Consider the following 24586-nt stretch of genomic DNA (forward strand, 5'->3'; position numbering starts at 1 on the left):
TCAAGAATTGCTGGCAGTCATTTTAGAGCAAAAATCCTAGACCACCTTGAATGCCGCAGAATTCTTGTCTTTGAGACTACTCAAAAGCATCGCGGGCAAGCCCGCTCCCACAGGTTCAACGCAATTCCTGTGGGAGCGTGGCTTGCCCGCGATCCGCGCAACGCGCGGCCATTCAACGATCAAGCGATATCGCGCAACTCCCTACGCAAAATCTTCCCGACCGGCGTCATCGGCAAAGACTCGCGCAACACGATGTGCTTGGGCACTTTGTATGCGGTGAAATTCTCTTTGCAGTAGGCCTTCAGCTCTTCCAGGCTGACGCCGTTTTCGCGCGCGACCACAAACAGCTTCACCGCCTCGCCCGAACGCTCGTCAGGCACGCCGATCACCGCGCAGTTGGCGACTTTCGGGTGGGCCATCACCACGTCTTCGATTTCGTTCGGGTACACGTTGAAACCGGAGACGATGATCATGTCCTTCTTGCGATCAACGATGCGTACGAAACCGTCCGGGTCGATCACCGCGATATCACCCGACTTGAACCAGCCCTCGGCATCCAGCACTTCGGCGGTGGCCTCGGGTTTCTGCCAGTAGCCTTTCATGATCTGCGGGCCTTTGATGCACAGCTCACCGCGCTCCCCCGCCGGTTGTTCGACGCCGTCATCGTTGATGATTTTAAGCGTGGTGCCCGGCACCGGCAGGCCGACTGTGCCGAGCCGCGACAGCTCACCGTACGGATTGGTGCAGGCCACCGGTGAGGTTTCGGTCAGACCGTAACCTTCGGTGATGCGGCAACCGGTGAGTGCCTCCCAACGCTCGGCCGTGGCTTTGACCAGCGCGGTGCCGCCGGAGTTGGTCAACTTTAGCGTGGAGAAATCCAGCGTCTTGAAATCCGGATGCTCCATCAGCGCCACGAACAGCGTGTTGAGACCCAGCAGCGCGGAGAATTTCCAGTTTTTCAGCTCCTTGATGAAGCCGGCAATGTCACGCGGATTGGTGATCAGAACGTTGTGATTGCCCGAGACCATCATGCACATGCAATTCGCGGTGAACGCATAGATGTGGTACAGCGGCAGCGGCGCGATCATCACCTCTTGGCCCTCGCGCAGCAGCGGCTGACCGTCGCTGCCGAACTGCCCGAGACAGGCGCGCACCTGCTGCATGTTCGCCACCAGATTGGCGTGCGTGAGCATCGCGCCTTTGGCCAGTCCGGTAGTGCCGCCGGTGTATTGCAGCACCGCGATGTCATCCAGACTGACCTTCAGCGGCTTGATCCCGAGACCACGCCCCTGGCGCAACGCACTTTTGAACGAGATGGCCTGGGGCAATGAATACGCCGGCACCATCTTCTTCACTTTGCTGACCACGGTGTTGACCAGCCAGCCCTTGGCGGTGGGCATCAGGTCGCCCATCTTCGCTTCGATCAGGTACTCGATGTCGGTGTCCGCCAGCACTTCCTGGACTTTCTGGCCGAACATGTTCAGGTAAACCAACGCCCGGGCGCCGGAGTCCTTGAACTGGTGGCGCATCTCCCGCGCGGTGTACAGCGGGTTGGTGTTGACCACGATCAGCCCGGCGCGCAACGCGCCGAATACGGCAATCGGATAATGCAGGATATTGGGCATCTGCACCGCAATGCGATCCCCCGGCACCAGATCGGTGTGCGCTTGCAGGTAACCGGCGAACGCCGCGCTCTGACGCTCGAGTTCGGCGTAGGTCAGGGTCACGCCCATGTTGCTGAACGCCGGGCGGTCAGCGAATTTCTTGCAGGAACGCTCGAACACCTCGATCACCGACTTGAATTCACCCATGTCGATGTCCAGGGGTACGCCCGCCGGGCGTTTGTCATTCCAAAAATCAGGTTGCATTGTTCTTGTCCTCTTTACCTGAGCCGATCCGGGCCGCTGTTCTGTCACTTCTCAGCAAGCCGAAGTGACAAGCGGTGCGTCACGGACACTAGCAGCTATGGTCAATCAGGCAAATACGCCCAGCGTCCTCATTGATCGTATGAATCTTCCTGCCGTGGCGTGGGCTGATCGGACGCGCTATACAATGCAACGTCAGACCGCCCATGTAGCAAAAGGAAGCGCCATGATCCACGACACCTTCTGGCTGGACGCGAGTGACCGCAGCCGCCTGTTCGTCAACCAGTGGTTGCCGGGCGCACCCCTCAAAGCCGTGATTCTGCTGGCCCACGGCATGGCCGAACACAGTGGCCGCTACGCGCAACTGGCGGAGCAGTTGTGCGCTGAAGGTTACGGCGTATATGCCCCGGATCTGCGTGGACATGGCAAAACCGCCGAACATGGGACGCTCGGACATTTCGCCGATGACGATGGCTGGTGCAAGGTGATCGGCGATCTGGCCAGCCTCAACCAGCACATCGGGCAGCGCCATCCCGGCGTGCCCATCGTGCTGCTCGGGCACAGCATGGGCAGCTATTTGGGTCAGGCATATTTGCTGCACCACAGCGCCAGCCTGCACGGGGCGATCCTCAGCGGTTCGAATTTTCAGCCCGTGGCGCTGTACCGCGCAGCCCGGCAGATCGCCCGCCTCGAGAAATTGCGCCAAGGCGCCAAGGGTCGCAGCGCGCTGATCGAATGGCTGTCGTTCGGCTCGTTCAATAACAAATTCAAACCGGTACGCACGCAATTCGACTGGCTGAGTCGCGACCCGGTCGAAGTCGACAAGTACGCCAGCGATCCGCTGTGCGGCTTTCGCTGCACCAATCAGCTGTGGATCGACCTGCTCGGCGGCTTGCAGCAAATCAGCAAAGCGTCCAATCTCGCGCAGATTGATCCCGGCCTGCCGTTGCTGGTGATCGGCGGCGAATGTGATCCGGTGAGCGACGGCAAGCGTCTGACTGATCTGGCCAACGCCCTGCGCTCGGCCGGCAGCCAGAACCTGCAGTTGAATATCTACCCGCAGGCGCGCCACGAATTGTTCAACGAGAGCAACCGCGAGCAAGTGATCGCCGATGTGCTGACCTGGATCGACCAGGCCCTGAGCCACCGCCGACCTCACCGAAGCGAATAATTTTTTGTGGATTGATCGAATCCCGCTACAGGAATTGATACCGATGACCCAGGTTACCAACACCCCTTACGAAGCCCTCGAAGTCGGCCAGACTGCCAGCTACACCAAGCACGTCGAAGAGCGCGACATTCAGCTGTTCGCCGCGATGTCCGGCGACCACAACCCGGTGCACCTCGACGCCGAATTCGCCGCCGCGAGCATGTTCAAGGAGCGTATTGCTCACGGCATGTTCAGTGGTGCGCTGATCAGTGCTGCGGTAGCGTGTGAGCTGCCTGGGCCGGGGACTATTTATATCGGTCAGCAGATGAGCTTTCAGAAGCCAGTGAAGATTGGCGACACGCTCACCGTGCGCCTGGAGATTCTTGAGAAGCTGCCGAAGTTTCGCGTGCGGATCGCCACTCGCGTGTTCAACCAGCGTGATGAATTGGTGGTGGATGGCGAAGCGGAGATTCTGGCGCCGCGCAAGCAGCAGACGGTGACATTGCCGGTATTGCCGCCAATCAGCATTGGCTGATCTCTGAGCGGCCTGAATTGCAGACATAAAAAAACGCCAGACTGGCTGGCGTTTTTTCTACTGACTACGAACGCTTAAGAGCGCGCACGAGCCTGGTTACGCAGGGCTTTCACCTGGTCGTGGTTACGTTGCACGCCGTGGTATTGACGCTCAACCAGATCACGAATACCAACAAGGCTGTGCTTGTTGATCTTCTCGATCGCTTCACGATAAGCCTTCAGGGCGTGGTCTTCACCGCGCTCGGCTTCGTTCAGAACGGCTTCTTCGTCTTTGCCGGTGAACATGGCTTTGACGTCGACCCAACGACGGTGCAGGTCACCGCTGACGCTGGTGGAAGTTTCCGGGTCGCCGCCCAGCTTGCGTACTTCGGCCTGCAATTCTGCAGCTGCTGCAGCGCAGTCGGCGGAGCGGGTTACGAACAGAGTTTTAAGCTCTGGGTGCTTGATGTCTTCAGCGCAAGTCTTGAACCCTTCCTGACCGTCTTTGCTGGTTTCGATCAGGTCGTTGAGTACGGAGATGGCTTCTTTATTCATGTCGGTCATTTTTCAATTCCTTGCGGGTTGATGAAAGATGCAAGGGATATTGCAGAGTGCGTGCCAGCTTTTTTATTTTATAAAAACCTTTATTTATCAGATACTTAAAATCAATTGAACTATCTGTATCTTGGTAATTTGCATGATCTGTCATTTGGCCTGCATGCAGAATGCCTGTATTTTTCACAGAGTTTTGAATCCAGACGATCCCGCCGATGAATCCCGAAAAACTTGAACTGTTGATCACTCGCCAAATGCCCTTCGGCAAATACAAGGGCCGGATCATTGCCGACCTGCCGGGCCAGTACTTGAATTGGTTCGCCCGCGAAGGCTTCCCCCACGGCGAACTCGGCGGGCTGCTGGCGTTGATGCAGGAAATCGATCATAACGGTCTGTCGGACTTGCTCGAACCGCTGCGCGCCAAACATGGCAAACCTGCACCGCGCCACTGAGGGCGCATCCTTGAATCGAGTCAAACATGCCTGATAACACCCTGCGCGCCCACGACGAAGATTTTTGGGAAACCTTTTGCGGCCGCTACGACCTGCAATCCGGCCCGATCAATCTGGAGAACGGTTACTTCGGGCGCATGTCGCGTACCGTGGTCGAGGAGTATCAGCGCAACATCGAGCTGATCAACAACAGCAATTCGATCTACGTGCGCCAGCAGTTCGAACAGCGCGACAGCCTCGACATCCGCGCGCAACTGGCCGAGCTGATCGGCGTGCGTGCGCAAAGCGTGGCCTTCACTCACAACGCTACTGCCGGCCTGCAAGCCCTGATTCGCAACTACAACCAGTTGCAGCCGGGCGATCAGGTGTTGATCAGTGATCTGGAGTACGACACGGTCAAGGGCGCAATGCGTTGGCTGGCACACCATCGCGGGGTCGAAGTGATCGAGATCGAACACGCACATCCGACCAGTTTCGATTACCTGCTGGCCACCTACCGCGAAGCGTTCATCCGCTATCCCAAGCTCAAGTTGATGGCGCTGACCCACGTCACCCACCGCACCGGTCTGGTGATGCCGGTGCAGGCGATTGCCGCGCAGGCAAAAGAACATGGCGTCGATATCATCCTCGACGGCGCTCACGCACTGGGGCAGATCGAATTCGATCTCGAAGCGCTGGGCATCGCTTTCGCCGCGTATAACCTGCACAAATGGATCGGTTCGCCGCTGACTCTCGGTTTCCTGTATATCGCGCCGCAGCGCCTGGCCGATATTGATCCGGACATGGGCGAGATGCATTTCCCGATCAACGATATTCGTTCGCGCGTGCCCTACAGCACGCCGAACATTCCGGCGCTGATGACCTTGCCGCTGGTGTTCGAAGAGCACCGCTCGCTGGGTGGCGCGGCCGCCAAGGGTGCGCGGGTGAATTACCTGCGCAACCTGTGGGTCAGCGCCGTGCGCAATCTGCCCGGCATCGAAGTACTGACTCCGGATGATCCACGCCTGTACTGCGGCATTACGGCATTTCGCTTTACCCGGCATGCCGATCAACAAGCCATGGTTGAGCGCTTGTTCGATGAGTACAACTTGTTCACCGTAGTGCGCACAGGTGCAGCCTGCGGGCCGTGCATTCGCATCACCTCCGGGCTGACCACCACCGTGGCGGACATCGAGTTACTGATCGGCGCGCTGAACGAACTGCGTTAAACCGTGTACTTGTCGAAATCCTCGGGTTTGATCTGCGACGACACCGCAAAGGTGTCGATGCCGATCGTCAGGTGGCCGAAGAATCCGTCTTCATTGGAATCGCGGCCCACCGGCCAGACCGTCAGGGTCGACGCCTCGCCACCCATGTTCGCGTAATAGCTGTCCTCGGCGTTGTTCAACGGCGCCGAACCACGTCCGCGATAGGCTTTGGCATTCAGCACCGAACGTGAGGCGACTTCCGGGAAATACAGCTGACCGACCCAGGCGACGTTGCGCTCCTCCAGGTATTCATTACCGGCGACGATGCGCACGGCGACGTGAATGTGTAGCGCACGCCCCGCATAGAATCCCGGATAGATCGTAGTGAAGCGCACCCTGCCCTTGTGATCGCTGAACTGGCCGCCGCGCAGGTAAGTGTCGTCGTCGGTGCGCGGGATCGAGCCGATATCGTCGACAGTGACTTCCTGATCCGGATCAAGCCGGCTCCAGCCGGAGTAAGCGCCACGCGCGTTACAGTGCCAGATATCCACCAATGCACCATTGACCGGTTCGCCGGTCATGGCGTCGACGATGGTCAGACGCAAAAGAAGCGGCAAGCCCTCGGCGCCTTCGCTGATGTTGCGGCGCAGCAGTTTAGGGTTACGGAAATACGGCCCGGCGACTTGCTCGGGGGCCAATTGATAGATGGTTGAGGATGAAGACTGGTTTTCCATGTCGCGTTCTCTCTTCCTTAAGATGAACGCAGGTTAGCCCCACACGCCAAGCCAAGTGCGGTAACTATGTATCGCGACATAACAAAGATTTTTGCGGGCAAAAAAAAACGGCGCACCGACCAAGTGCACCGCTAAAGCCGTAGAACACACAACGAAGTGTCAGGTAACAATTAAGTCCAGCATCAGTCCAGCAGCGCCAACGCCTCGGCGGTGCATTCCTGAATGCGCGCCCAGTCGCCGTTCTTGATCCACTCCGGATCAAGCATCCAGCTACCGCCCACGCACATGACGTTTTTCAGCGCCATGTAGCTTTTGATATTGGCCGGGCTTACGCCGCCAGTCGGGCAGAATTTCACTTCGCCGAACGGCCCGCCCAGCGCTTTGATCGCTGCCACGCCACCGCTGACTTCAGCCGGGAACAGCTTGAAGCGGCGATAACCCAGGCCGTAACCTTCCATGATCCCGGAGGCGTTGCTGATGCCTGGCAACAGCGGAATCGCGCTGTCGACGCTGGCTTCCAGCAGGTCACGGGTGATGCCCGGCGTGACGATGAATTGCGAACCGGCCGCTTCGGCAGCGGCCAGCATATTGCGGTCGAGCACGGTACCGGCGCCGGTCATCAACTCCGGACGCTGTTCACGCAAAATCTGAATGGCTTTGAGGCCGAACTGCGAACGCAGAGTGACTTCGAGTGCGGTCAAACCACCGGCGGCCAGGGCGTCCGCCAGCGGCAGCACATCCTGTTCACGAGCGATGGTGATCACCGGCAGGATCCGCGCCTTGGCGCAGAGACTGTCGATCAGGGCAACTTTATCCGCCATGGAAACGGTCGGGGATGGGATTGTCATAGCGGCTGTTCCTTGGCTCATGGGCACCAGTAAATCTCTAACGTAGGTTGCAGAAACGCGCGAATCGGCAATGCGGCAACATCGTCACCCGCCAGTGCGGTATTCAGGGTGGTCAGTTTTGATTGACCGGAAATCGACAGAATCTTGTGCTTCGCCGAAGCCAGCAGCGCACGGCTCATGGTCAGGCGCTGACGCGGCACGCTCGGCGCGAGCATCGACCAGCAGCGACGCGTGCCATCGACTTGCAGCGCTTCGGCAAGGTTCGGGCTGCCGGGGAACAGCGACGCGGTGTGCCCGTCATCACCCATGCCCAGCACCAGGACGTCGATACCCGGCAGCTCGCCGAGCAAACGATCGGCCTGTTCAGCCGCCTGCTCTACATTCGCCGCAGCGCTGTACAGACTAAGGAACTGCGCCTTGGCCGCCGGGCCTTTGAGCAGATACTGCTTGAGCAAACCGGCATTGCTGTCGGCATGTTCGACCGGTACCCAACGCTCATCGGCGAGGGTCACGACAACGTTGGCCCAGTCCAGATCCTGCTTGGCCAGATGCTGAAAAAAAGCCACCGGACTACGCCCGCCAGACACCACCAACACTGCCGTGCCGCGCGCCGCCAGTGCGTCGCTCAATTGCTTGGCGACATTCAGCGCCAGGCCTTCGGCGAGCAACACCGGGCTTTTGAATTCGTGAGCGTTCACGCCCTCGGGCAGTTTCACATCAGATATCGCCATACCACGACCTCCCGTCCCGCGTGATCAATGCAATCGAGCTCATCGGCCCCCACGACCCGGCCGCGTACGGCTTGGGCGCGTCACCGGATTTTTTCCAGCCGGCGATCAACTGATCACACCATTTCCACGCGGCTTCGATTTCATCTTTACGGACAAACAGGTTCTGATTGCCGTTCATCACTTCCAGCAACAACCGCTCGTAGGCATCGGGGATCCGCGCGCTACGCCAGGTGTCGGAGAAATTCAGTTGCAGCGGACCGCTGCGCAGTTGCATACCCTTGTCCAGACCTTGTTCCTTGGTCATCACGCGCAAGGAAATACCTTCGTCCGGTTGCAGGCGGATGATCAGTTTGTTGCTGATCTGCAGGCGCTGCTCGGGGGCGAAGATGTAGTGCGACGGTTCTTTGAAATGAATAACGATCTGCGACAGCTTTTGCGGCATGCGCTTGCCGGTACGCAGGTAGAACGGCACGCCGGCCCAGCGCCAGTTGCGGATGTCGGCACGCAAGGCAACGAAGGTTTCGGTGTCGCTCTGGGTGTTGGAATTCGGCTCTTCGAGGTAGCCCGGTACGGACTTGCCTTCGCTGTGGCCGGCGATGTACTGACCGCGCACCACTTGCGTGGTCAGGCCTTCCGGGCTGATCGGCGCCAGTGCCTTGAGCACTTTGACTTTCTCGTCACGGATGCTGTCGGCGGACAGGTCGGCCGGCGGGTCCATGGCGATCAGGCACAGCAGCTGCAACAGGTGATTCTGGATCATGTCGCGCAGTTGGCCAGCCTTGTCGAAGTAGCCCCAACGACCTTCGATGCCGACCTTCTCGGCCACGGTGATTTCCACGTGGGAGATGTAATTCTGGTTCCACTGGGTTTCGAACAGACTGTTGGCGAAACGCAGGGCGATCAGGTTCTGGACGGTCTCTTTGCCCAGGTAATGGTCGATGCGGTAGGTGCGGTTCTCCGGGAAAAACTGCGCCACGGCGTCGTTGACCTTGCGCGAGGATTCGAGGTCCGAGCCGATCGGTTTTTCCAGCACCACGCGGGTATTTTCCGCCAGACCGACTTTCGCCAGGTTCTCGCAAATAGCGCCGTACACCGCTGCCGGCGTGGCGAAGTAGGCAATCATGCGTTGGCTGCTGCCGGCCAGTTCGGCCAGCGCTACGTAGTCTTCAGGCTTGAGGAAGTCGACGTGCAGGTAGGTCAGCCGCGCGAGAAAGCGCTCGACCACGGCTTCATTGATATCTTTGGCTTCGACGTAACGGCGCAGTTCTTTAGTGATCAGCGCCAAGTGCTCCTGCTCGGTGCCGGGCTCACGGGCCAGCGCGATGATGCGCGTGTCCGCGTGCAGCAGATCGGCGCCGTCCAGCTGATAGAGAGCAGGGAACAGCTTGCGCAGGGCCAGATCGCCAAGCGCGCCGAACAAGGCAAAGGTGCACGGTTCAACCGTAATCGAAGGCATGATGTTTGTTCTTTTATCAAGTTAAGCTACAAATACCTTTTTTCAAGGCATCACTCAAGGGAAAATGTAGTAATAACCACAACATTTTCGCAAAATTCAGATTCCGAGTGGTGGACAGTCGGAGCCATCAGTAGGATAGGCCACCGTCACGGGCCATATCAAAGGCCCAATTTGCATAGCTGCGCGCTGATCGGCGCCGGTGAATCTAGGAATCCATATGGACCGCGTGCGAAATTTACTGGAACAAATCCAGAATCGCCTTGAAGACCTGAACAAGGCCGAACGCAAAGTCGCCGAAGTGATCCTGCTCAACCCACAGCAGGCCACCCGGTTCAGCATCGCCGCCCTCGCCCAGGCCTCCAAGGTCAGCGAGCCGACGGTCAACCGTTTCTGCCGTTCGTTCGGTGTCAGTGGTTATCCGGAACTCAAGCTGCAACTGGCGCAGAGCCTGGCCAGCGGCGCGGCGTATGTCAGCCGTGCAGTGGAAGCGGATGACAATCCCGAGGCCTACACGCAGAAGATTTTCGGCAGCGCCATCGCGTCCTTGGACAGCGCTTGCCAGGCGCTCGACCCGAACCTGATCAGCCGCGCGGTCGACCTGTTGATCCAGGCCCGGCAGATCCACTTCTTCGGCCTCGGTGCTTCCGCTCCGGTGGCGCTGGATGCGCAGCACAAGTTCTTCCGTTTCAATCTTGCGGTGACGGCCCACGCCGATGTGCTGATGCAACGCATGATTGCTTCGGTGGCCCATACCGGTGAGTTGTTTGTGATCATTTCCTACACCGGGCGGACGCGCGAGCTGGTGGAAGTGGCGCGCATTGCTCGCGAGAATGGCGCTTCGGTGCTGGGTCTGACGGCAGAGAATTCGCCGTTGGCCAAGGCCAGTACTCTGAGCCTGAACATTCCGCTGCCGGAAGACACCGACATCTATATGCCGATGACTTCGCGGATCATTCAGTTGACCGTGCTGGATGTGCTGGCGACCGGCATGACTTTGCGTCGCGGGGTGGATTTCCAGCCGCATTTGCGCAAGATCAAAGAGAGCTTGAATGCGAGCCGGTATCCGGTGGGGGATGAGTTCAACTGAGGCTTTAGAAGCCAAAAGCCTACCCTCACCCCAGCCCTCTCCCGGAGGGAGAGGGGGCCAACCGAGGTGTCTGGCGTTGTCCATCGACCTGAAAGATCCAGTCGATTATGGATTCAACGAACGTCGTTCAGGTCGGCGTATTTCTGCAGCATCCCCCAATCGGTCCCCTCTACCTCTGGGAGAGGGCTAGGGTGAGGGCCGACTGTAGGCCTGACACACTCAAGCCGCAGCCCAAGCCTGCAAACTCAAATGCGCCTTCTCCCCCGGCGCCAGATGCAGACTGTCAGTGCCCCCCGCCGCCGCCTCGACACAGACAAACTCCGACACCTCATCCCAACTCACACCCAGCAACGGCCGCGCCCCCGGATGCCACACCACCGTGTCCCCACTGTCCCCGGTATCAATGCACAACTCACGCTGCCAGGCATGATCCTTGAGCTGTAATTCACCGTCGTGCTGGAACACGCGCTGACAGCCGCCATCCACGCGCAACTCGCCTTCCTGCTGACAAGCCTGACGATTCAACTGGTCATAACCTTGCGCACCTTCAAGCCCAGACAGCGCTATCTCGGAAACATCGCCAATACGCCAGTAAGCGTGCAAGGCCTGACTCATCTGGCACGGCATGTCGTCCTGATGCTCGGTGCTCAGGCGTAATTCCATGCGTTCGCCGAGGTGCGCGTGCAGATCAACCTGCCAGTCGCAAAGCTGTAACTGCCAGTGCAGGCGCACGCCGTCGTCACTGGTGCTGCTGTCGAGCAGTTTCCAGTCGAGCAAGCGCGCCCAGCCATGCGATGGCCACGCGTTTTCGCTCGGATGGCGGCCATACCACGGCCAGCAAACCGGCACACCGCCGCGAATCGCGCCGACATGCGGCCACTTCGCCGCGCACCACAACCACGGCTTCTGCCCGCGCGGCTGGAAGTGCAGCAACTGCGCGCCCTGACGACTGAACACCGCCTGACAGAGCGGATGATCAATCACCAATACGTCGCGCATCTGATAGCGCTCCCAAGCGAACACCGGTTGTTCGCGCAAGGATTTGAAAAAGCGTTGCAGCGGATGCTCATGCATTTGCCACGGTCCTGAAATCGTCTTTTACAGGGTTGCGCCAAGCCCCAAAAAAAGCGGACAGCCTTGGCTGTCCGCAAATATGCGCACATCGAGAGGAGCTTATCGCAGACGCGTTAGAACACCGACTGAATTTTCAGGCCAGCAACCAGAGCGTTGTCCACCTCATCCACACCACCCGGATGAGTGACGTATTGCAGGTTAGGACGCACGGTCAGCCAGTTGGTAACGTGGAAGCCGTAGTTGATCTCGTAGTTGTATTCGGTTTCACGAATTGGCGAGAACAACGGGTTATCGTAGTTATCGACACCGTTGGCAGCGTTGACCAGTTCGGCATTGCGCTTCACGTCCTTGTTGACGTGAGTGCGGGCGAAGCCGATGCCGACGTCATCTTTCGGACGTGCGTCGAACGGACCTTTGTAGACAAACATCAGCGACTGGTAGTTGTCGATGAAGTTGGTGTCCTTGTCGTGGAAAGTCGCGTTGGCCGCGATGTTCAGACCGCGAGTCTTGTCACCGTTGTGGCTGGTGAGTTGCTGTTGCGCGACGAACCAGTAGCCGGATTTGCTGCTGTGGCTGCGGTAGGCGTTGCCAGTGGTGGCTGCGTCATTACCGTTGTCGTCTTCGCGAACATCATCGGCCTTGGCCGTGCTCTTGTAGTAACCGACACGGTATTCGCCCGGCAGGCTGTTCGGGTTAGGCAACCAGACCAGTTCAACCGGCAATACAGTGCCTTTGGTGCCGCTGCCGCTGAGCTTGAAGCCGTTGCCGTGTTCCAGTTGCGACGGGTTCTGGTTGTAAGCACCGATCTGCGCGTACAGCTCGTCGTTGATGTTGTACTTCACACGAATCGCGGCCTGGCTGACTGGCCAGTTGTACCAGATATTGGTCGCCCAGTTACCCACTTGCGAACCGCAGAACGCCAGGTTCTGGAACTCGCACGGGAAGGTGTTGAAGTCTTCGCCTTCACCGAAGTAACCGGCCTTGACGTCGAGTTTGCCGTCGAGGAACTGGTGCTTGATCCACAACTGGGTCAGACGCACCATGTGCCCGCGACCGTAAACTTCTTGCGACGAACTCAGAGTGCCGGCACGCGGATCGCCAACGCGATCGTTGGAGATGTTCTGGCCGTTACGGTTGGTCAGCTGGATCTTCGCTTGAGTGTTATCCCAGCCCCACAGTTTTTGCAGGTCCAGCGCCACGCCCAGACCAAACTGGTCGGAGTAACGCGCAGTCTTGTCGTTGTTGAAGCCACCGTGCAGGTTGCCGCCGACTTCACCGACGTAGTCGGCCTTGATGTCGATACCCTGCTCGATCAGCTTGGTACGCTCGCCGCCCCAATCCCCGGTCATCCACTCGGAATCCGAGCTGAACGCGTCAGCTGCGTGGACACTACCGGCGAGCATCATTGCCGCAATCGCAGACAACTGGCCGATACGCTGAGCGTTGGTGTTGTTCTTCATCCCTACATCCTCGTTTTATTGTTATTAACTGTTTTTATCTAACGCGGTTTACATAAATTGCGCTGGATGACAGGCCATCCAGCGCGGATCCGTTGTACTCAGCGACCTTTGAACTGCGCGACGTTGGCGCCGTGCGCCTCGGTCTGCGCCACGCCTGCAACCCCCAGACGTTCGCCAGTCTTGGCATCAAACAGCAGCACTTTCGATGGATCGAATTGCAGGGTCAGGGTCTCGCCCACCTGCGGCGCCACGTCCGGCGCCAGTCGGCAGCAGACCTTGGTTTCGTTCAGGTTGACGAACACCAGCGTGTCCGGCCCGGTCGGTTCGGTGACTTGCACTTCAGCGCGAATGGTTGGCAGGCCATTGGCTTCGCTCCCGGCCAGAGCAATCTGCTCCGGACGCAGACCGAGGATCACTTCACGGTCTTCGAGACCGGCGTCCTGCATGCCCATCGGCAATTCGCAACGCGCCTGACCGCTGTCGAGCAGCGCCAGCAAACGACCGTCCTTGCGCTGCAAACGCAGGGGGATGAAGTTCATCGGCGGCGAACCGATGAAGCTCGCCACGAACAGGTTGGCCGGGTCGTTGTAGATCTCTTTCGGCGTGCCGAACTGCTGGATGATGCCGTCCTTCATCACCGCCACTTTGTCGCCCAGAGTCATCGCTTCGATCTGGTCGTGAGTCACGTAAACCGTGGTGGTTTTCAGGCGCTGGTGCATCAGTTTCATTTCGGTGCGCATCTCGACCCGCAGCTTGGCGTCGAGGTTGGACAGCGGTTCGTCGAACAGATAAATCTTCGGCCGCCGCGCCAGTGCGCGGCCCATCGCCACGCGCTGTTGCTGACCACCGGAGAGCTGGCCCGGCTTGCGATTGAGCAGGTGCTCGATCTGCAGCAGCTTGGCCACGCGGGCGACTTCTTCGTCGATCGCCGGCTGACTCATCTTGCGAATCTTCAGACCGAACTCGATGTTCTCGCGCACGCTCATGGTCGGGTACAGCGCGTAGGACTGGAACACCATGGCGATGTCGCGATCTTTCGGGCTCATGCCGCTGACGTCCTGGTCATCGATCATGATCGCGCCGCCGCTGATGGTTTCCAGCCCGGCGATGCAGTTCATCAACGTCGATTTGCCGCAACCCGAAGGGCCGACGAGGATCAGGAACTCTCCGTCCTTGATCGACAGTTCGATGTTCTTCAGGGTGTCCGGCAGGCCGGCGCCATAGGTCTTGTTTACATTGCGAAGTTCGAGCGTAGCCATGATTACCCCTTGACTGCGCCGGCCGTCAGCCCGCGCACGAAATACTTGCCTGCGACCACATAGACCAGCAGGGTCGGCAATCCGGCGATCATCGCCGCCGCCATATCCACGTTGTATTCCTTGGCCCCGGTACTGGTGTTGACCAAGTTGTTCAGCGCCACCGTGATCGGTTGCGAATCACCGCTGGAGAACACCACACCGAACAGGAAGTCGTTCCAGATCTGGGTGAACTGCCAGATCAGGCAAACCATGATGATCGGCGTCGACATCGGCAGGATGATCATGCGGAAGATGGTGAAGAACCCCGCGCCATCGAGGCGTGCGGCTTTGATCAGCGCATCCGGAATGCTCACGTAGTAGTTACGGAAGAACAGCGTGGTGAACGCCAGACCGTAGACCACATGGATGAACACCAGGCCGGTGGTGGTGCTCGCCAGACCCATCTTGCCGAGGGTGAACGAGGCCGGCAGCAGTACGGTCTGGAACGGCAGGAAGCAGCCGAACAACAGCAGACCGAAGAACAGCTGCGAACCACGGAAGCGCCAGAACGACAGCACGTAGCCATTCAACGCACCAATGGCGGTGGAGATGATGACCGCAGGAACGGTGATCTTGATCGAGTTCCAGAAATACCCGTCAACCGTGGCCCAGGCTTTCACCCAGCCTATGCCGCTGACCACGGTCGGCCAGCTCAGCAGGTTGCCGGTGCTGATGTCTTCCGGGGTCTTGAAGCTGGTCAACAGCATCACCACCAGCGGCACCAGATACAGCAGAACGGCGAGGATCAGCACCGCGTAGATCGCGATGCGACTCAGGCTGACGGCAGGTTTGCTAGCGAGACTAGTCATTACGCTTGGTCCTCAGCTCGGAGTACAGGTAAGGCACGATGATCGCGAGGATCGCACCGAGCATCAGAATCGCACTGGCCGAACCCATGCCCATCTGGCCGCGACTGAAGGTGAAGGAATACATGAACATCGCGGGCAGGTCGGACGAGTAGCCCGGGCCACCGGCGGTCATCGCCGCAACGAGGTCGAAGCTCTTGATCGCGATGTGCGCCAGAATCATCACGGCGCTGAAGAACACCGGACGCAGGCTTGGCAGCACGACTTTCCAGTAGATGCGCGGCATGCTCGCGCCGTCGATCTGCGCGGCACGAATGATCGACTGATCAACCCCGCGCAGGCCGGCGAGGAACATCGCCATGATGAAGCCCGAGGCTTGCCACACGGCCGCGATGACCAGGCAATAGACAACGCGATCCGGGTCGATCAGCCAGTCCAGACGGAAGCCTTCCCAGCCCCAGTCACGCAACAATTTGTCCAGGCCCATGCCCGGGTTGAGCAGCCATTTCCACGCGGTACCGGTGACGATCATCGAGAGCGCCATCGGGTACAGGTAAATGGTGCGGATAAAGCCTTCACGACGGATTTTCTGGTCGAGGAAAATCGCCAGTGTCACGCCGATCACCAAGGTGATGCCGATGAACATGCCACCGAACACCGCGAGGTTCTTGCTTGCTACCCACCAGCGGTCGTTGTCGAACAGGCGCTCGTACTGCGCCAGCCCCGCCCACTTGTAGGTCGGCAGAAACGTCGAGCTGGTGAACGACAGAACGAACGTCCACAGGATGTAGCCGTAGAAGCCCACCAGAACGATGAACATGCTCGGCGCCAGCACCAGTTTCGGGAGCCAACGCTGCAATGCATCGAACGGCGAGGCCTTGCTGAACACAGCAACAGAACTCATGGGGAAATCCAGGTTAAAGATTACAAGGGCATTCCCTGGTGGGAGCGGACTCTTGTGGCGAGGGGATTTATCCCCGTTCGGCTGCGAAGCAGTCGCAAAACCATTGCATGCGGTGTATCTGAAACTCCGCCATCACAATTTTTTGGGGTCGCTGCGCGACCCAACGGGGATAAATCCCCTCGCCACAAAAGCTCACTCCTGCAGAGAGTTAACCGTTACTTGGACGACTTGATCGCCGCGCCGAGTTTCTTGGCGGTGTCGGCCGGGTCGGCTTTCGGGTCGTTGATGTAGTTGGTCACGACATCAAAGAACGCGCCCTGCACGGCCAGCGTGGTCGCCATGTTGTGCGCCATGCTTGGTTGCAGGCCGCCGGACTTGGCGTCCGCCAGGAAGTCTTTGGCAGCGGTCTGAGCACACGAGTCGAAGCCGAGTTTTTCCATGTTGTTCAACATGTCGATTCGAACCGGGATCGAGCCCTTGTTGATGCTGAAGACTTTCTGGAAGTTCTCACCCAGCACCACTTTAGCGATGTCTTGCTGACCCGCCGCGGTGCCTGCATCTTTCTGCTTGAACACTGCCAGGGAGTCGATGTTGTAGGTGAACGCCTTGTCGGTGCCCGGGAACGCTACGCACTCGTAGTCCTTGCCGGCGACTTTCTTGGCAGCGGTCCATTCGGACTTGGCCCAGTCACCCATGATCTGCATACCGGCCTTGCCGTTGATGACCTTGGCCGCTTCCAGGTTCCAGTCCTGGCCTTTGCCGTCCTGGTCCATGTAGGTCGCGACTTTCTTCAGCTCGGTCAGCGCCTTGACCATTTCCGGGCCGGTCAGGGTGGCGTTGTCCAGGTCAACCAGGGCTTTCTTGTAACCGTCGACGCCCATGACCGAAAGCACTACCGCTTCGAACACGGTGCTGTCCTGCCAAGGCTGGCCACCGTGGGCCAATGGAATGAAGCCTGCAGCCTTGAGTTTGTCGCCCGCTGCGTAGAATTCTGCGAGGGTGGTCGGCGCTTTTTCGATCCCGGCTTTCTTGAACACTTCCGGGTTGATCCACAGCCAGTTCACACGGTGAATGTTCACCGGCACGGCTACGTAATCACCTTCGAACTTGACGGTGTCGGAGACTTTCTTGTCGAGCAGGCTGTCCCACTTCTCCGACTTGGCGACGTCTTTCAGCACGTCGGTGTCGAGCAGACCGGTGGATGCCCATTCCTGGATATCCGGGCCTTTGATCTGGGCTACGCCCGGTGGGTTACCGGCAACGGCACGGCTTTTCAGCACGGTCATGGCAGTTGCACCGCCACCGCCGGCCACGGCGCCATCCTTCCAGGTAAAGCCGTCTTTTTCGACCTGGGCCTTGAGCACATCGACCGCAGCCTTTTCACCACCCGACGTCCACCAATGCACAACTTCCACCGAACCTTTGGAATCGGCAGCGGAAACACTGAGCGGCAGGATAGCGAGCGGGAACAGGGAGGCGACAGAAATGACAGTGGCGAGGCGAGAAATCGCATTCATCTGAGATGTACCTTTCTTGTTGTTATGCATGCAAGTCTGGTGCTTGCGCTGCACGGAGTTTAAACAGAGCGCATCCCTGCGCAGGTAACGAAGGGACGCGCGAATGTCACGACATGGTTACACAGGAACAGCGCAGGATAATTGCGCCAGAGCACTGGCCATGCTCGGCGTCAGTGGCAGACGCGGGAGCAAAACCGCCTGCCAGGCGTGATACAGATCGGGTTTGCCCGCCCAGATATCGGCACTCGGGCAATTCTGCGGGTCGAGTTCGTGGTGCCAACTGCCGTCGCAGCGGTCAATGAAATGGCTTTCACAAAATTCCCAGAACAGTCGGTACCAGGTTTCGTATTGCGCATCGCCGGTGCGTTTCAGTAGAGCGCTGGCGGCGGCGCTGGCTTCGGCGTGAGTCCAGTGCAAGCGGTGGCGAACCACCGCTTTGTTGTGCCAGTCGAGGGTGTAGACGATGCCCGGCGCGCCATCGACCTCCCAGCCATGACGGCAGTTATTCTCGAACAACTTTTGCGCGTCGGTGACGAGCCAGCCGGGAGTGAGCATGCCCGCCTGCACGCGTGCGGCTTCAAGGTGCAGCAACAGCCGCGCCCACTCGAAACCGTGGCCCGGCGTAGTGCCATAAGGGCGGAAACCGTCGGCGGGATTGTCTTGGTTGTACTCGCGCAGCGGCTGCCAGTCGCGGTCGAAATGCTCGATCACCAGGTAATCGTTGGCGGCGGCGTGGCCGTGGATCACCCGCTCGACGATGCGTTGCGCGCGCACCAGCCAGCGCGGGTCTTCAGTGACATCGGCCAGCGCGAGGAACGCTTCGGTGGCGTGCATGTTGCTGTTGGCGCCGCGATAGGCTTCTTCTTCGCTCCAGTCGCGGTTGAAGAATTCGCGCATGGCGCCCTCTTCTTCGCTCCAGAAATAGGTGTCGATGATGTCGATCGCGTCGTCGAGCAACGCTTGAGCGCCGGGGCGATTGGCGACCACCGCGGAACTCGCGGCGAGGGCGACGAAGGCGTGCAGGTAGGCATTTTTTCCGCTGTTGCCGTCGCGGTGTTCGGCGGTGGCAAACCAGCCGCCGTGCAAAGCATCGCGCAGCGGCCCACGCAGGGCCAGGATGCCGTGGTCGACCATCTCGGCGTAACCCGGCAGGCCCTGAATGTGGGCCATGGCGAAGCTGTGGGTCATGCGTGCGGTGTTCATGGTTTCAGCTTGCGCATCGGCCTGAAGCTGGCCGCACTCGTCGAGATTGCCGAAGCCTTCAGGCAGGCGCGAAGCCTTGGCGAACGCCAGCAGACGCAGGCCTTCGGCAGCCAGCCAATGCTGGTGCGCGGGGGCGTTGAGCCAACTGCTGAAGCCGGGTTGGAAGTGATCCATGGGTGGCCTTTTTTGTTGTTATGACTGCGCGGAGTCTAAACAACGGGCCGGGACTGGCTTGTAACGAAGGGGGCGGGGTTTGTCACAGGACCGTGACAAAGAGCGACCCTCACCCCAGCCCTCTCCCGGAGGGAGAGGGGGCCGACCAAGGTGTCTATGGTCAAACATCGACCTGAAAGACCTTATCGATTATGGATTCAGCAAAACACTTTCAGGTCGGCTTATTTCTTCAGCATCCCCCAATCAGTCCCCTCTCCCTCCGGGAGAGGGTTAGGGTGAGGGCCTTTTTTGATCTTCAGTCCACCGAACGCGGTAATTGCAGGGTCACGCGCAACCCACCTTCACGCAGATTCTGCAACGTCACTTCCCCACCATGGCTATGCGCAATATTGCGGGCAATCCCCAATCCAAGACCATACCCCTGCTGCTGCCCCGCCAGTCGAAAGTGCGGTTCAAACACCTGCTCCAACCGCTGCTCCGGCACCCCTGGCCCTTCATCATCGACGTGCAGCACAAACGCGCTCTCGTCATCATCGATATGCAAATGCGCGTTCTGCCCGTACTTCAAAGCGTTGTCGATCAGATTGCCGATGCAGCGTTTCAGCGCCAACGGCTTACCGGAATACGCGGCCAGCGCCCGCCCCTGCTGGGTCACGCGCCCGTTGCCGTTGGGCGCCAGATACGGCTCGACCAAACAATCAAGCACATGATTCAGGTCCACCGGCTCGATATTCTCGTGAATATCCGTGTCCTTCACGCATTGCAGCGCGCCTTTGACCAGCAACTCCAGCTCATCCAGATCGCGGCCAAACTTGGCTTGCAGCTTTTCGTCTTCCAACAATTCCACGCGCAGACGCAGGCGAGTAATCGGCGTGCGCAAGTCATGCGAGATCGCACTGAACAACTGGCTGCGCTCAGTCAGATAGCGGCTGATGCGCTCGCGCATGGTGTTGAACGCGCGACCGACTTCGACCACTTCACTACCACCGCCCTCGGCCACCGGCTCGACATCCGCGCCCAGCGACAGATCCCGCGCCGCCCGTGCCAGGCGCTTGAGCGGCCGGCTCTGCCAGTGCACCAGCAGGCCAATGAACAACAGCAGAAAGCCGCTGGTGAGGACGATGAACCACACCTGCTGCGCCGGCAGGCCTTGTTCTTCAAGACTGGTGTACGGCTCGGGCAACAGGGATGCGATGTACAGCCATTCACCCGGCGCCATTTGAATTTGCGTGACCAGCACCGGCGGATTCACCGGCTCCAGCGTCAGCGCGTAGTGCGCCCACGAGCGCGGCAACTCATCGAGTTTCAGCCCGGCATTGAAAATACGCAGATCCTCGGGGCTGACGAAGGTCACCAGAATATCCGTGTCGTGACCCAGCGACTGGCGCAGCACTTCGTCGACTGCTTGCATCACCGCTGCCTTGCGCGGCGTGACCGGCAGCACTTCCATATCCAGCGGTTTGTCGTTGAGCGTCACGACAAACCGTGTACCGCCCATGCTGCGCAACTGGTCGAGCACCAGTGGTCGATAGGCCACCGGCAACGAGCGGAAATAGCTGACGCTGGCGGTCATCGAATGCGCGAGGCTGCGGGCGCTGGTAACGAGGCCTTCGAGTTGCGTGGCGCGCAATTGCGAGACCCAGATCACGCTGGATAACGTCTGCGCAAACAGCACCGCCAGCAGCGTCAGCAGCAGCATGCGCCCGAGCAGCGAACGCGGCACCGGCACCTTCGCTGCGGCGTTGCGCAGGAACTCAGTGACCATTGCCGGCAACCACGTTGGCTGCCAATTGGTAGCCGCTGCCGCGCACGGTGCGGATCAGGCGTGGCGGTTTTTCCGTGTCGCGCAGGCGTTGGCGCAAGCGGCTGACGGCCATGTCGACGATGCGATCGAGCGGCATCAGGTCGCGGCCACGGGTGGCGTTACCGATGGTGTCGCGGTCGAGGATTTGCTGCGGATGATCGAGGAACAGCTTGAGCAAGGCGAAGTCGGCGCCGGACAGAATCACTTCTTCACCGTCGGTGTGAAACAGTCGGTGGCTGACCATATCCAGTCGCCACTCATCGAAGGCCAGCACTTCACTGCCGCTGCGCTCCTGTCCGAACTGGGCACGGCGCAACAGGGCTTTGATCCGTGCTTGCAGTTCGCGCGGGCTGAAGGGTTTGCCGAGGTAATCGTCAGCACCGAGTTCCAGACCAATCACGCGGTCGGCCTCGTCGGAGCTGGCGGTGAGCATGATGATCGGCACCTGCGCCTGACGCGGATGCTGACGCACCCAACGGCACAGGCTGAAGCCGTCCTCGTCGGGCAGCATCACATCAAGGATCACCAGATCGCTCGGCGCATCGTTCAACGCCTGACGAAAACTGGCGCCATCGGCCGTGGCCCGTACCTGAAAACCCGCGCGGGTCAGGTAGGTCTCCAGCAACTCGCGTATTTCCTGGTCGTCATCGACCAACAATATCGACTTGTTGACTGAGCTCACTTCGAAGGCATCCTTGTTGTTGGAGTTGGGGCGGATTATGCCTGATGAACCTTGGATATTTGTTGTCTGTTCTGGCCCCATCGCTGGCAAGCCAGCTCCCACAGGTCATGTGCACATTTCGAAAGTGTCACCAATCCTGTGGGAGCTGGCTTGCCAGCGATGGAAGCAACTCGGTTCAAGCCTGTTCCAGCGCCACTCCCGCACCAACAAGGCCAGAATACGGCGCCGTCACCAGCCACACCGGAATCCCCTTGAAGTAATCGCTCATGCAGCCCTTGTCGGCGAAGCTGCGAGCAAATCCGCTTTCAACGAAGAAATCGGCAAAGCGTGGAATCACCCCGCCAACGATATACACCCCGCCACGTGCGCCCGTGGTCAGCACGTTATTGCCGGCGACGCGCCCGAGCCAGCAGCAGAACTGCTCAAGCACTTCCAGCGCAATCGGATCCCCCGCCAGACCGGCAGCGGTGATCGCTTCCGGCGTATCGAGCTTCGGCTCATGCCCATCCACCGCACAAATCGCGCGGTAGACACGCGGCAACCCACCGCCGCTCAACGCCGTTTCTGCGCTGACGTGGCCGATTTCGTTATGGATGTGCTGCCACAGTTGCGTTTCCCGCGGGCTGCTCAGCGGCAGATCGACGTGACCGCCCTCGCCCGGCAGTGCAGCAAAGCGCCCTTCGCCAAGATCAAGCAAAGTGCCGACGCCAAGCCCGGTGCCCGGGCCAATCACCACCGCCGGGCGCAACGGTTCCGGCGTGCCTTCGCAAACCACGCGAAATTCACCGGGCTGCAAGCGGGTCATGCCCAGCGCCATCGCCGAGAAGTCGTTCACCAGCAACAACTGCTCGACCTGCAACGCCTGGCAGAACGCCTTGCGGCTCAGGCGCCAGTGGTTGTTGGTGAACTTGAATTCATCGCCGCTGACCGGGCCGGCCACCGACAGGCACACCGAACCGATGTCCCCCGGCGCCAGACCCAGCCCGCTCAGATACAGGCTGATCGCCGCCTCCGGGCTGGCATGATCGGCCGTGGCCAGCACCTGCACGGACTCGAGCTGCTGATCTTTCCACAACGCAAACCGCGCGTTGGTGCCTCCGATGTCACCGACCAAAGCCAGTTTCAATTAAGCGTCTCCAGGGCAGAAGTGAAGGCGCTGGCGCCCTGCTCCGCCGAGCTGAAAGCCAAACGCATGAAGCCGAACAGCTCGCGGCCGCTGCCGATGTTGTTGCCCAACAGGCCTTTGGCGGGTTCGCGTGCTGCAAATTCAGCGGCGTCGACTTTAAGTTCCAAAGTACCTTTGACGCCATCGACGCGGATGATATCGCCCTCTTGCACGCGCGCCAAAGCGCCGCCGACATAAGCCTCGGGGCTGACGTGAATCGCCGCCGGAATTTTCCCCGATGCACCGGACATGCGCCCATCAGTCACCAGCGCGACTTTGAAGCCGCGATCCTGCAACACACCGAGGAACGGCGTCATCTTGTGCAGTTCAGGCATGCCGTTGGAGCGCGGCCCCTGGAAGCGCATCACCGCGACAAAATCTTTCTCGAGCAAACCGGCCTTGAACGCATCGGCCAGATCCTGCTGATCCTGGAACACCATCGCCGGGGCTTCGACGATCTGGTTTTCCAGCGCAACGGCGGACACTTTCATCACACCGCGACCGAGGTTGCCTTCCATCACGCGCAAGCCGCCCTCTGCCGAGAACGCACGCGCCACCGGACGCAGAATGTTTTCGTCGAGGCTGTCAGTCGGGCCTTCGCGCCAGACCAGCTCGCCGTTATCGAGAAACGGTTCTTTGGTGTAACGGCTCAGGCCGTGGCCGAGCACGGTGTTGACGTCTTCGTGCAGCAGGCCGGCGCCGAGTAGTTCGCGGATCAGGAACGACATGCCGCCAGCGGCCTGGAAGTGGTTGATGTCAGCCTTGCCGTTCGGGTAGACGTGGCTCAGGGTCGGCACGACTTCGGAGAGGTCGGCCATGTCCTGCCAGGTCAATTGAATGCCCGCCGCCATGGCGATGGCCGGCATGTGCAGGGTGTGGTTGGTCGAGCCGCCAGTGGCGTGCAGCGCCACGATCGAGTTGACCAGCGACTTTTCATCGACGATTTCGCCGATGGGCATGAAGTTGCCATTTTGTTTGGTCAGACGCGTGACTTGATGCGCGGCTTCGCGGGTCAGCGCTTCGCGCAGTGGCGTGTTCGGATTGACGAAGGACGCGCCCGGCAAGTGCAGGCCCATGACTTCCATCAGCAACTGATTGGTGTTGGCGGTGCCGTAGAAGGTGCAAGTGCCAGGGCTGTGATAGGACTTCATTTCCGATTCCAGCAGCTCTTCGCGCGTCGCCTTGCCCTCGGCGTACTTCTGGCGCACGTCGGCTTTTTCCTTGTTGGAAATCCCCGACACCATCGGCCCGCCCGGTACGAAAATCGTTGGCAGATGACCGAAGCGCAGCGAGCCCATCATCAGCCCCGGCACGATCTTGTCGCAGATGCCGAGCATCAGCGCGCCATCGAACATGTTGTGCGACAGCGCCACCGCCGTGGACATCGCGATCACTTCGCGGCTCGGCAGGCTCAGTTCCATACCCGGCTCGCCCTGGGTCACGCCATCGCACATCGCCGGAGTGCCACCCGCGAACTGGCCAACCGAACCGATTTCACGCAGGGCATTCTTGATTTGTTCCGGGAACACTTCGTACGGCTGATGCGCCGAGAGCATGTCGTTATATGACGAAACAATTGCGATGTTGGCCGAGTTCATCATCCGCAAGCTGTGCTTGTCTTCGGTGCCGCAACCAGCCACGCCGTGGGCGAAATTGGCGCATTGCAGCTTGCCGCGCATCGGGCCATCAGTTGCAGCGCCGCGAATCAGCGCAAGGTAAGCCTGACGTGTGGCGCGGCTGCGGGCGATAAGCCGTTCGGTGACCTCAAGGACGCGGGGATGCATGTGTAGAACTCCAGGCTAACGGATGTGGCGACCTGATTGTCTATGCTGATCAAAGCGCCGCTCGCGTGGGATGACGGGCGGTTCTGTCGATCATTCGGACCAGTTGATTCAGGTCACTCGTTGTAGATAAAACAAAA

At 59.6% G+C, this 24586-nt stretch carries 22 protein-coding genes; 5 read left to right on the forward strand and 17 right to left on the reverse strand.

Annotated features, from left to right (window positions below; translation table 11 throughout):
• Window positions 1–179: 179 nt before the first annotated feature.
• Window positions 180–1868 (reverse strand): long-chain-fatty-acid--CoA ligase FadD2, encoded by a 1689-nt coding sequence (gene fadD2 / locus ACOI8A_RS06905; RefSeq protein WP_420646357.1) that lies wholly within the window; start codon window positions 1866–1868, stop codon window positions 180–182.
• 223 nt (window positions 1869–2091) lie between these two features.
• Between fadD2 and ACOI8A_RS06910 the strand changes: the two genes are divergently transcribed.
• Together ACOI8A_RS06910 and ACOI8A_RS06915 are read left to right on the forward strand one after the other, a co-directional pair.
• The gene (locus tag ACOI8A_RS06910; protein ID WP_420646356.1) at window positions 2092–3036 is read left to right on the forward strand and encodes a lysophospholipase; all 945 of its coding nucleotides are present in this window, start codon (window positions 2092–2094) and stop codon (window positions 3034–3036) included.
• Window positions 3037–3079: 43 nt separating this feature from the next.
• Window positions 3080–3550, forward strand: coding sequence for a MaoC family dehydratase (locus ACOI8A_RS06915; RefSeq protein ID WP_420646355.1), 471 nt, complete (start codon window positions 3080–3082; stop codon window positions 3548–3550).
• Between the two features lie 74 nt (window positions 3551–3624).
• Here ACOI8A_RS06915 and ACOI8A_RS06920 read toward each other — a convergent pair whose 3' ends face one another.
• On the reverse strand, window positions 3625–4092 hold the full coding sequence (locus tag ACOI8A_RS06920) for a PA2169 family four-helix-bundle protein (RefSeq protein ID WP_420646354.1): 468 nt from the start codon (window positions 4090–4092) through the stop codon (window positions 3625–3627).
• A 206-nt stretch (window positions 4093–4298) separates the two neighbouring features.
• Here ACOI8A_RS06920 and ACOI8A_RS06925 point away from each other — a divergent pair, with 206 nt between their 5' ends.
• Window positions 4299–4535, forward strand: coding sequence for a DUF3820 family protein (locus tag ACOI8A_RS06925; RefSeq protein ID WP_420646353.1), 237 nt, complete (start codon window positions 4299–4301; stop codon window positions 4533–4535).
• Between the two features lie 26 nt (window positions 4536–4561).
• Complete coding sequence (locus ACOI8A_RS06930; RefSeq protein WP_420646352.1) at window positions 4562–5743, forward strand: aminotransferase class V-fold PLP-dependent enzyme; 1182 nt, start codon at window positions 4562–4564, stop codon at window positions 5741–5743.
• Here ACOI8A_RS06930 and ACOI8A_RS06935 read toward each other — a convergent pair.
• The 4 genes from ACOI8A_RS06935 to zwf form a co-directional block, all read right to left on the reverse strand.
• Window positions 5740–6456, reverse strand: coding sequence for an intradiol ring-cleavage dioxygenase (locus ACOI8A_RS06935; protein ID WP_420646351.1), 717 nt, complete (start codon window positions 6454–6456; stop codon window positions 5740–5742). The genes ACOI8A_RS06930 and ACOI8A_RS06935 overlap by 4 nt on opposite strands.
• Window positions 6457–6638: 182 nt before the next feature.
• Window positions 6639–7304 carry a bifunctional 4-hydroxy-2-oxoglutarate aldolase/2-dehydro-3-deoxy-phosphogluconate aldolase gene (locus ACOI8A_RS06940; protein ID WP_420646350.1) on the reverse strand — a complete coding sequence of 222 codons (666 nt, stop codon included), beginning with the start codon at window positions 7302–7304 and terminating at the stop codon, window positions 6639–6641.
• Window positions 7305–7321: 17 nt separating this feature from the next.
• A complete protein-coding gene (gene pgl, locus ACOI8A_RS06945) occupies window positions 7322–8035 on the reverse strand; it encodes a 6-phosphogluconolactonase (protein WP_420646349.1) in 714 nt (237 codons plus the stop codon).
• Window positions 8022–9491, reverse strand: coding sequence for a glucose-6-phosphate dehydrogenase (gene zwf, locus ACOI8A_RS06950; RefSeq protein ID WP_420646348.1), 1470 nt, complete (start codon window positions 9489–9491; stop codon window positions 8022–8024). The genes pgl and zwf overlap by 14 nt, the downstream gene beginning before the upstream one ends.
• A 226-nt stretch (window positions 9492–9717) precedes the next feature.
• On the opposite strand from zwf, the gene ACOI8A_RS06955 reads away from it, so the two are divergent.
• Window positions 9718–10578, forward strand: coding sequence for a MurR/RpiR family transcriptional regulator (locus ACOI8A_RS06955; protein WP_178129043.1), 861 nt, complete (start codon window positions 9718–9720; stop codon window positions 10576–10578).
• A gap of 219 nt (window positions 10579–10797) precedes the next feature.
• Here ACOI8A_RS06955 and ACOI8A_RS06960 read toward each other — a convergent pair whose 3' ends face one another.
• The 11 genes from ACOI8A_RS06960 to edd form a co-directional block, all read right to left on the reverse strand.
• Complete coding sequence (locus ACOI8A_RS06960) at window positions 10798–11652, reverse strand: D-hexose-6-phosphate mutarotase (protein ID WP_420651200.1); 855 nt, start codon at window positions 11650–11652, stop codon at window positions 10798–10800.
• 113 nt (window positions 11653–11765) lie between these two features.
• Window positions 11766–13112 (reverse strand): carbohydrate porin, encoded by a 1347-nt coding sequence (locus ACOI8A_RS06965; RefSeq protein WP_420646346.1) that lies wholly within the window; start codon window positions 13110–13112, stop codon window positions 11766–11768.
• A gap of 98 nt (window positions 13113–13210) precedes the next feature.
• The gene (locus ACOI8A_RS06970; protein WP_420646345.1) at window positions 13211–14371 is read right to left on the reverse strand and encodes an ABC transporter ATP-binding protein; all 1161 of its coding nucleotides are present in this window, start codon (window positions 14369–14371) and stop codon (window positions 13211–13213) included.
• 2 nt (window positions 14372–14373) lie between these two features.
• Window positions 14374–15219 (reverse strand): carbohydrate ABC transporter permease, encoded by an 846-nt coding sequence (locus ACOI8A_RS06975; RefSeq protein WP_420646344.1) that lies wholly within the window; start codon window positions 15217–15219, stop codon window positions 14374–14376.
• Window positions 15212–16120, reverse strand: a complete 909-nt coding sequence (locus ACOI8A_RS06980; RefSeq protein WP_420646343.1) for a carbohydrate ABC transporter permease — start codon at window positions 16118–16120, stop codon at window positions 15212–15214. The genes ACOI8A_RS06975 and ACOI8A_RS06980 overlap by 8 nt, the downstream gene beginning before the upstream one ends.
• A gap of 215 nt (window positions 16121–16335) precedes the next feature.
• Window positions 16336–17637 (reverse strand): ABC transporter substrate-binding protein, encoded by a 1302-nt coding sequence (locus ACOI8A_RS06985; RefSeq protein WP_420646342.1) that lies wholly within the window; start codon window positions 17635–17637, stop codon window positions 16336–16338.
• Window positions 17638–17754: 117 nt separating this feature from the next.
• A complete protein-coding gene (locus tag ACOI8A_RS06990) occupies window positions 17755–19014 on the reverse strand; it encodes an AGE family epimerase/isomerase (protein WP_420646341.1) in 1260 nt (419 codons plus the stop codon).
• A gap of 295 nt (window positions 19015–19309) precedes the next feature.
• Window positions 19310–20779, reverse strand: coding sequence for an ATP-binding protein (locus tag ACOI8A_RS06995; protein WP_420646340.1), 1470 nt, complete (start codon window positions 20777–20779; stop codon window positions 19310–19312).
• Window positions 20769–21500, reverse strand: coding sequence for a response regulator (locus ACOI8A_RS07000; RefSeq protein WP_420646339.1), 732 nt, complete (start codon window positions 21498–21500; stop codon window positions 20769–20771). Before ACOI8A_RS07000 ends, ACOI8A_RS06995 begins: the two co-directional genes overlap by 11 nt.
• Window positions 21501–21675: 175 nt before the next feature.
• Window positions 21676–22626: a glucokinase gene (locus ACOI8A_RS07005; protein ID WP_420646338.1), complete on the reverse strand. Its 951-nt coding sequence runs from the start codon at window positions 22624–22626 to the stop codon at window positions 21676–21678.
• A complete protein-coding gene (edd, locus tag ACOI8A_RS07010) occupies window positions 22623–24449 on the reverse strand; it encodes a phosphogluconate dehydratase (RefSeq protein ID WP_420646337.1) in 1827 nt (608 codons plus the stop codon). The genes ACOI8A_RS07005 and edd overlap by 4 nt, the downstream gene beginning before the upstream one ends.
• Between the last annotated feature and the right edge of the window lie 137 nt (window positions 24450–24586).

Origin of the sequence: Pseudomonas sp. P4795 (assembly GCF_048822895.1) — a bacterium.
GTDB lineage: Bacteria > Pseudomonadota > Gammaproteobacteria > Pseudomonadales > Pseudomonadaceae > Aquipseudomonas.

Excerpts from the sequence above, each read along its gene's own strand:
- edd (WP_420646337.1), bottom strand. The coding sequence starts at position 24,449 with ATGCATCCCCGCGTCCTTGAGGTCACCGAACGGCTTATCGCCCGCAGC.
- ACOI8A_RS06980 (WP_420646343.1), bottom strand. The coding sequence starts at position 16,120 with ATGAGTTCTGTTGCTGTGTTCAGCAAGGCCTCGCCGTTCGATGCATTG.
- ACOI8A_RS06960 (WP_420651200.1), bottom strand. The coding sequence starts at position 11,652 with ATGCATGAGCATCCGCTGCAACGCTTTTTCAAATCCTTGCGCGAACAA.
- zwf (WP_420646348.1), bottom strand. The coding sequence starts at position 9,491 with ATGCCTTCGATTACGGTTGAACCGTGCACCTTTGCCTTGTTCGGCGCG.
- ACOI8A_RS06975 (WP_420646344.1), bottom strand. The coding sequence starts at position 15,219 with ATGACTAGTCTCGCTAGCAAACCTGCCGTCAGCCTGAGTCGCATCGCG.
- ACOI8A_RS06915 (WP_420646355.1), top strand. The coding sequence starts at position 3,080 with ATGACCCAGGTTACCAACACCCCTTACGAAGCCCTCGAAGTCGGCCAG.
- ACOI8A_RS06920 (WP_420646354.1), bottom strand. The coding sequence starts at position 4,092 with ATGACCGACATGAATAAAGAAGCCATCTCCGTACTCAACGACCTGATC.
- ACOI8A_RS06995 (WP_420646340.1), bottom strand. The coding sequence starts at position 20,779 with ATGGTCACTGAGTTCCTGCGCAACGCCGCAGCGAAGGTGCCGGTGCCG.
- ACOI8A_RS06935 (WP_420646351.1), bottom strand. The coding sequence starts at position 6,456 with ATGGAAAACCAGTCTTCATCCTCAACCATCTATCAATTGGCCCCCGAG.
- ACOI8A_RS06985 (WP_420646342.1), bottom strand. The coding sequence starts at position 17,637 with ATGAATGCGATTTCTCGCCTCGCCACTGTCATTTCTGTCGCCTCCCTG.
- ACOI8A_RS06940 (WP_420646350.1), bottom strand. The coding sequence starts at position 7,304 with ATGACAATCCCATCCCCGACCGTTTCCATGGCGGATAAAGTTGCCCTG.
- ACOI8A_RS06910 (WP_420646356.1), top strand. The coding sequence starts at position 2,092 with ATGATCCACGACACCTTCTGGCTGGACGCGAGTGACCGCAGCCGCCTG.
- ACOI8A_RS06925 (WP_420646353.1), top strand. The coding sequence starts at position 4,299 with ATGAATCCCGAAAAACTTGAACTGTTGATCACTCGCCAAATGCCCTTC.
- ACOI8A_RS06990 (WP_420646341.1), bottom strand. The coding sequence starts at position 19,014 with ATGGATCACTTCCAACCCGGCTTCAGCAGTTGGCTCAACGCCCCCGCG.
- ACOI8A_RS06965 (WP_420646346.1), bottom strand. The coding sequence starts at position 13,112 with ATGAAGAACAACACCAACGCTCAGCGTATCGGCCAGTTGTCTGCGATT.
- ACOI8A_RS06930 (WP_420646352.1), top strand. The coding sequence starts at position 4,562 with ATGCCTGATAACACCCTGCGCGCCCACGACGAAGATTTTTGGGAAACC.
- fadD2 (WP_420646357.1), bottom strand. The coding sequence starts at position 1,868 with ATGCAACCTGATTTTTGGAATGACAAACGCCCGGCGGGCGTACCCCTG.
- ACOI8A_RS06970 (WP_420646345.1), bottom strand. The coding sequence starts at position 14,371 with ATGGCTACGCTCGAACTTCGCAATGTAAACAAGACCTATGGCGCCGGC.
- pgl (WP_420646349.1), bottom strand. The coding sequence starts at position 8,035 with ATGGCGATATCTGATGTGAAACTGCCCGAGGGCGTGAACGCTCACGAA.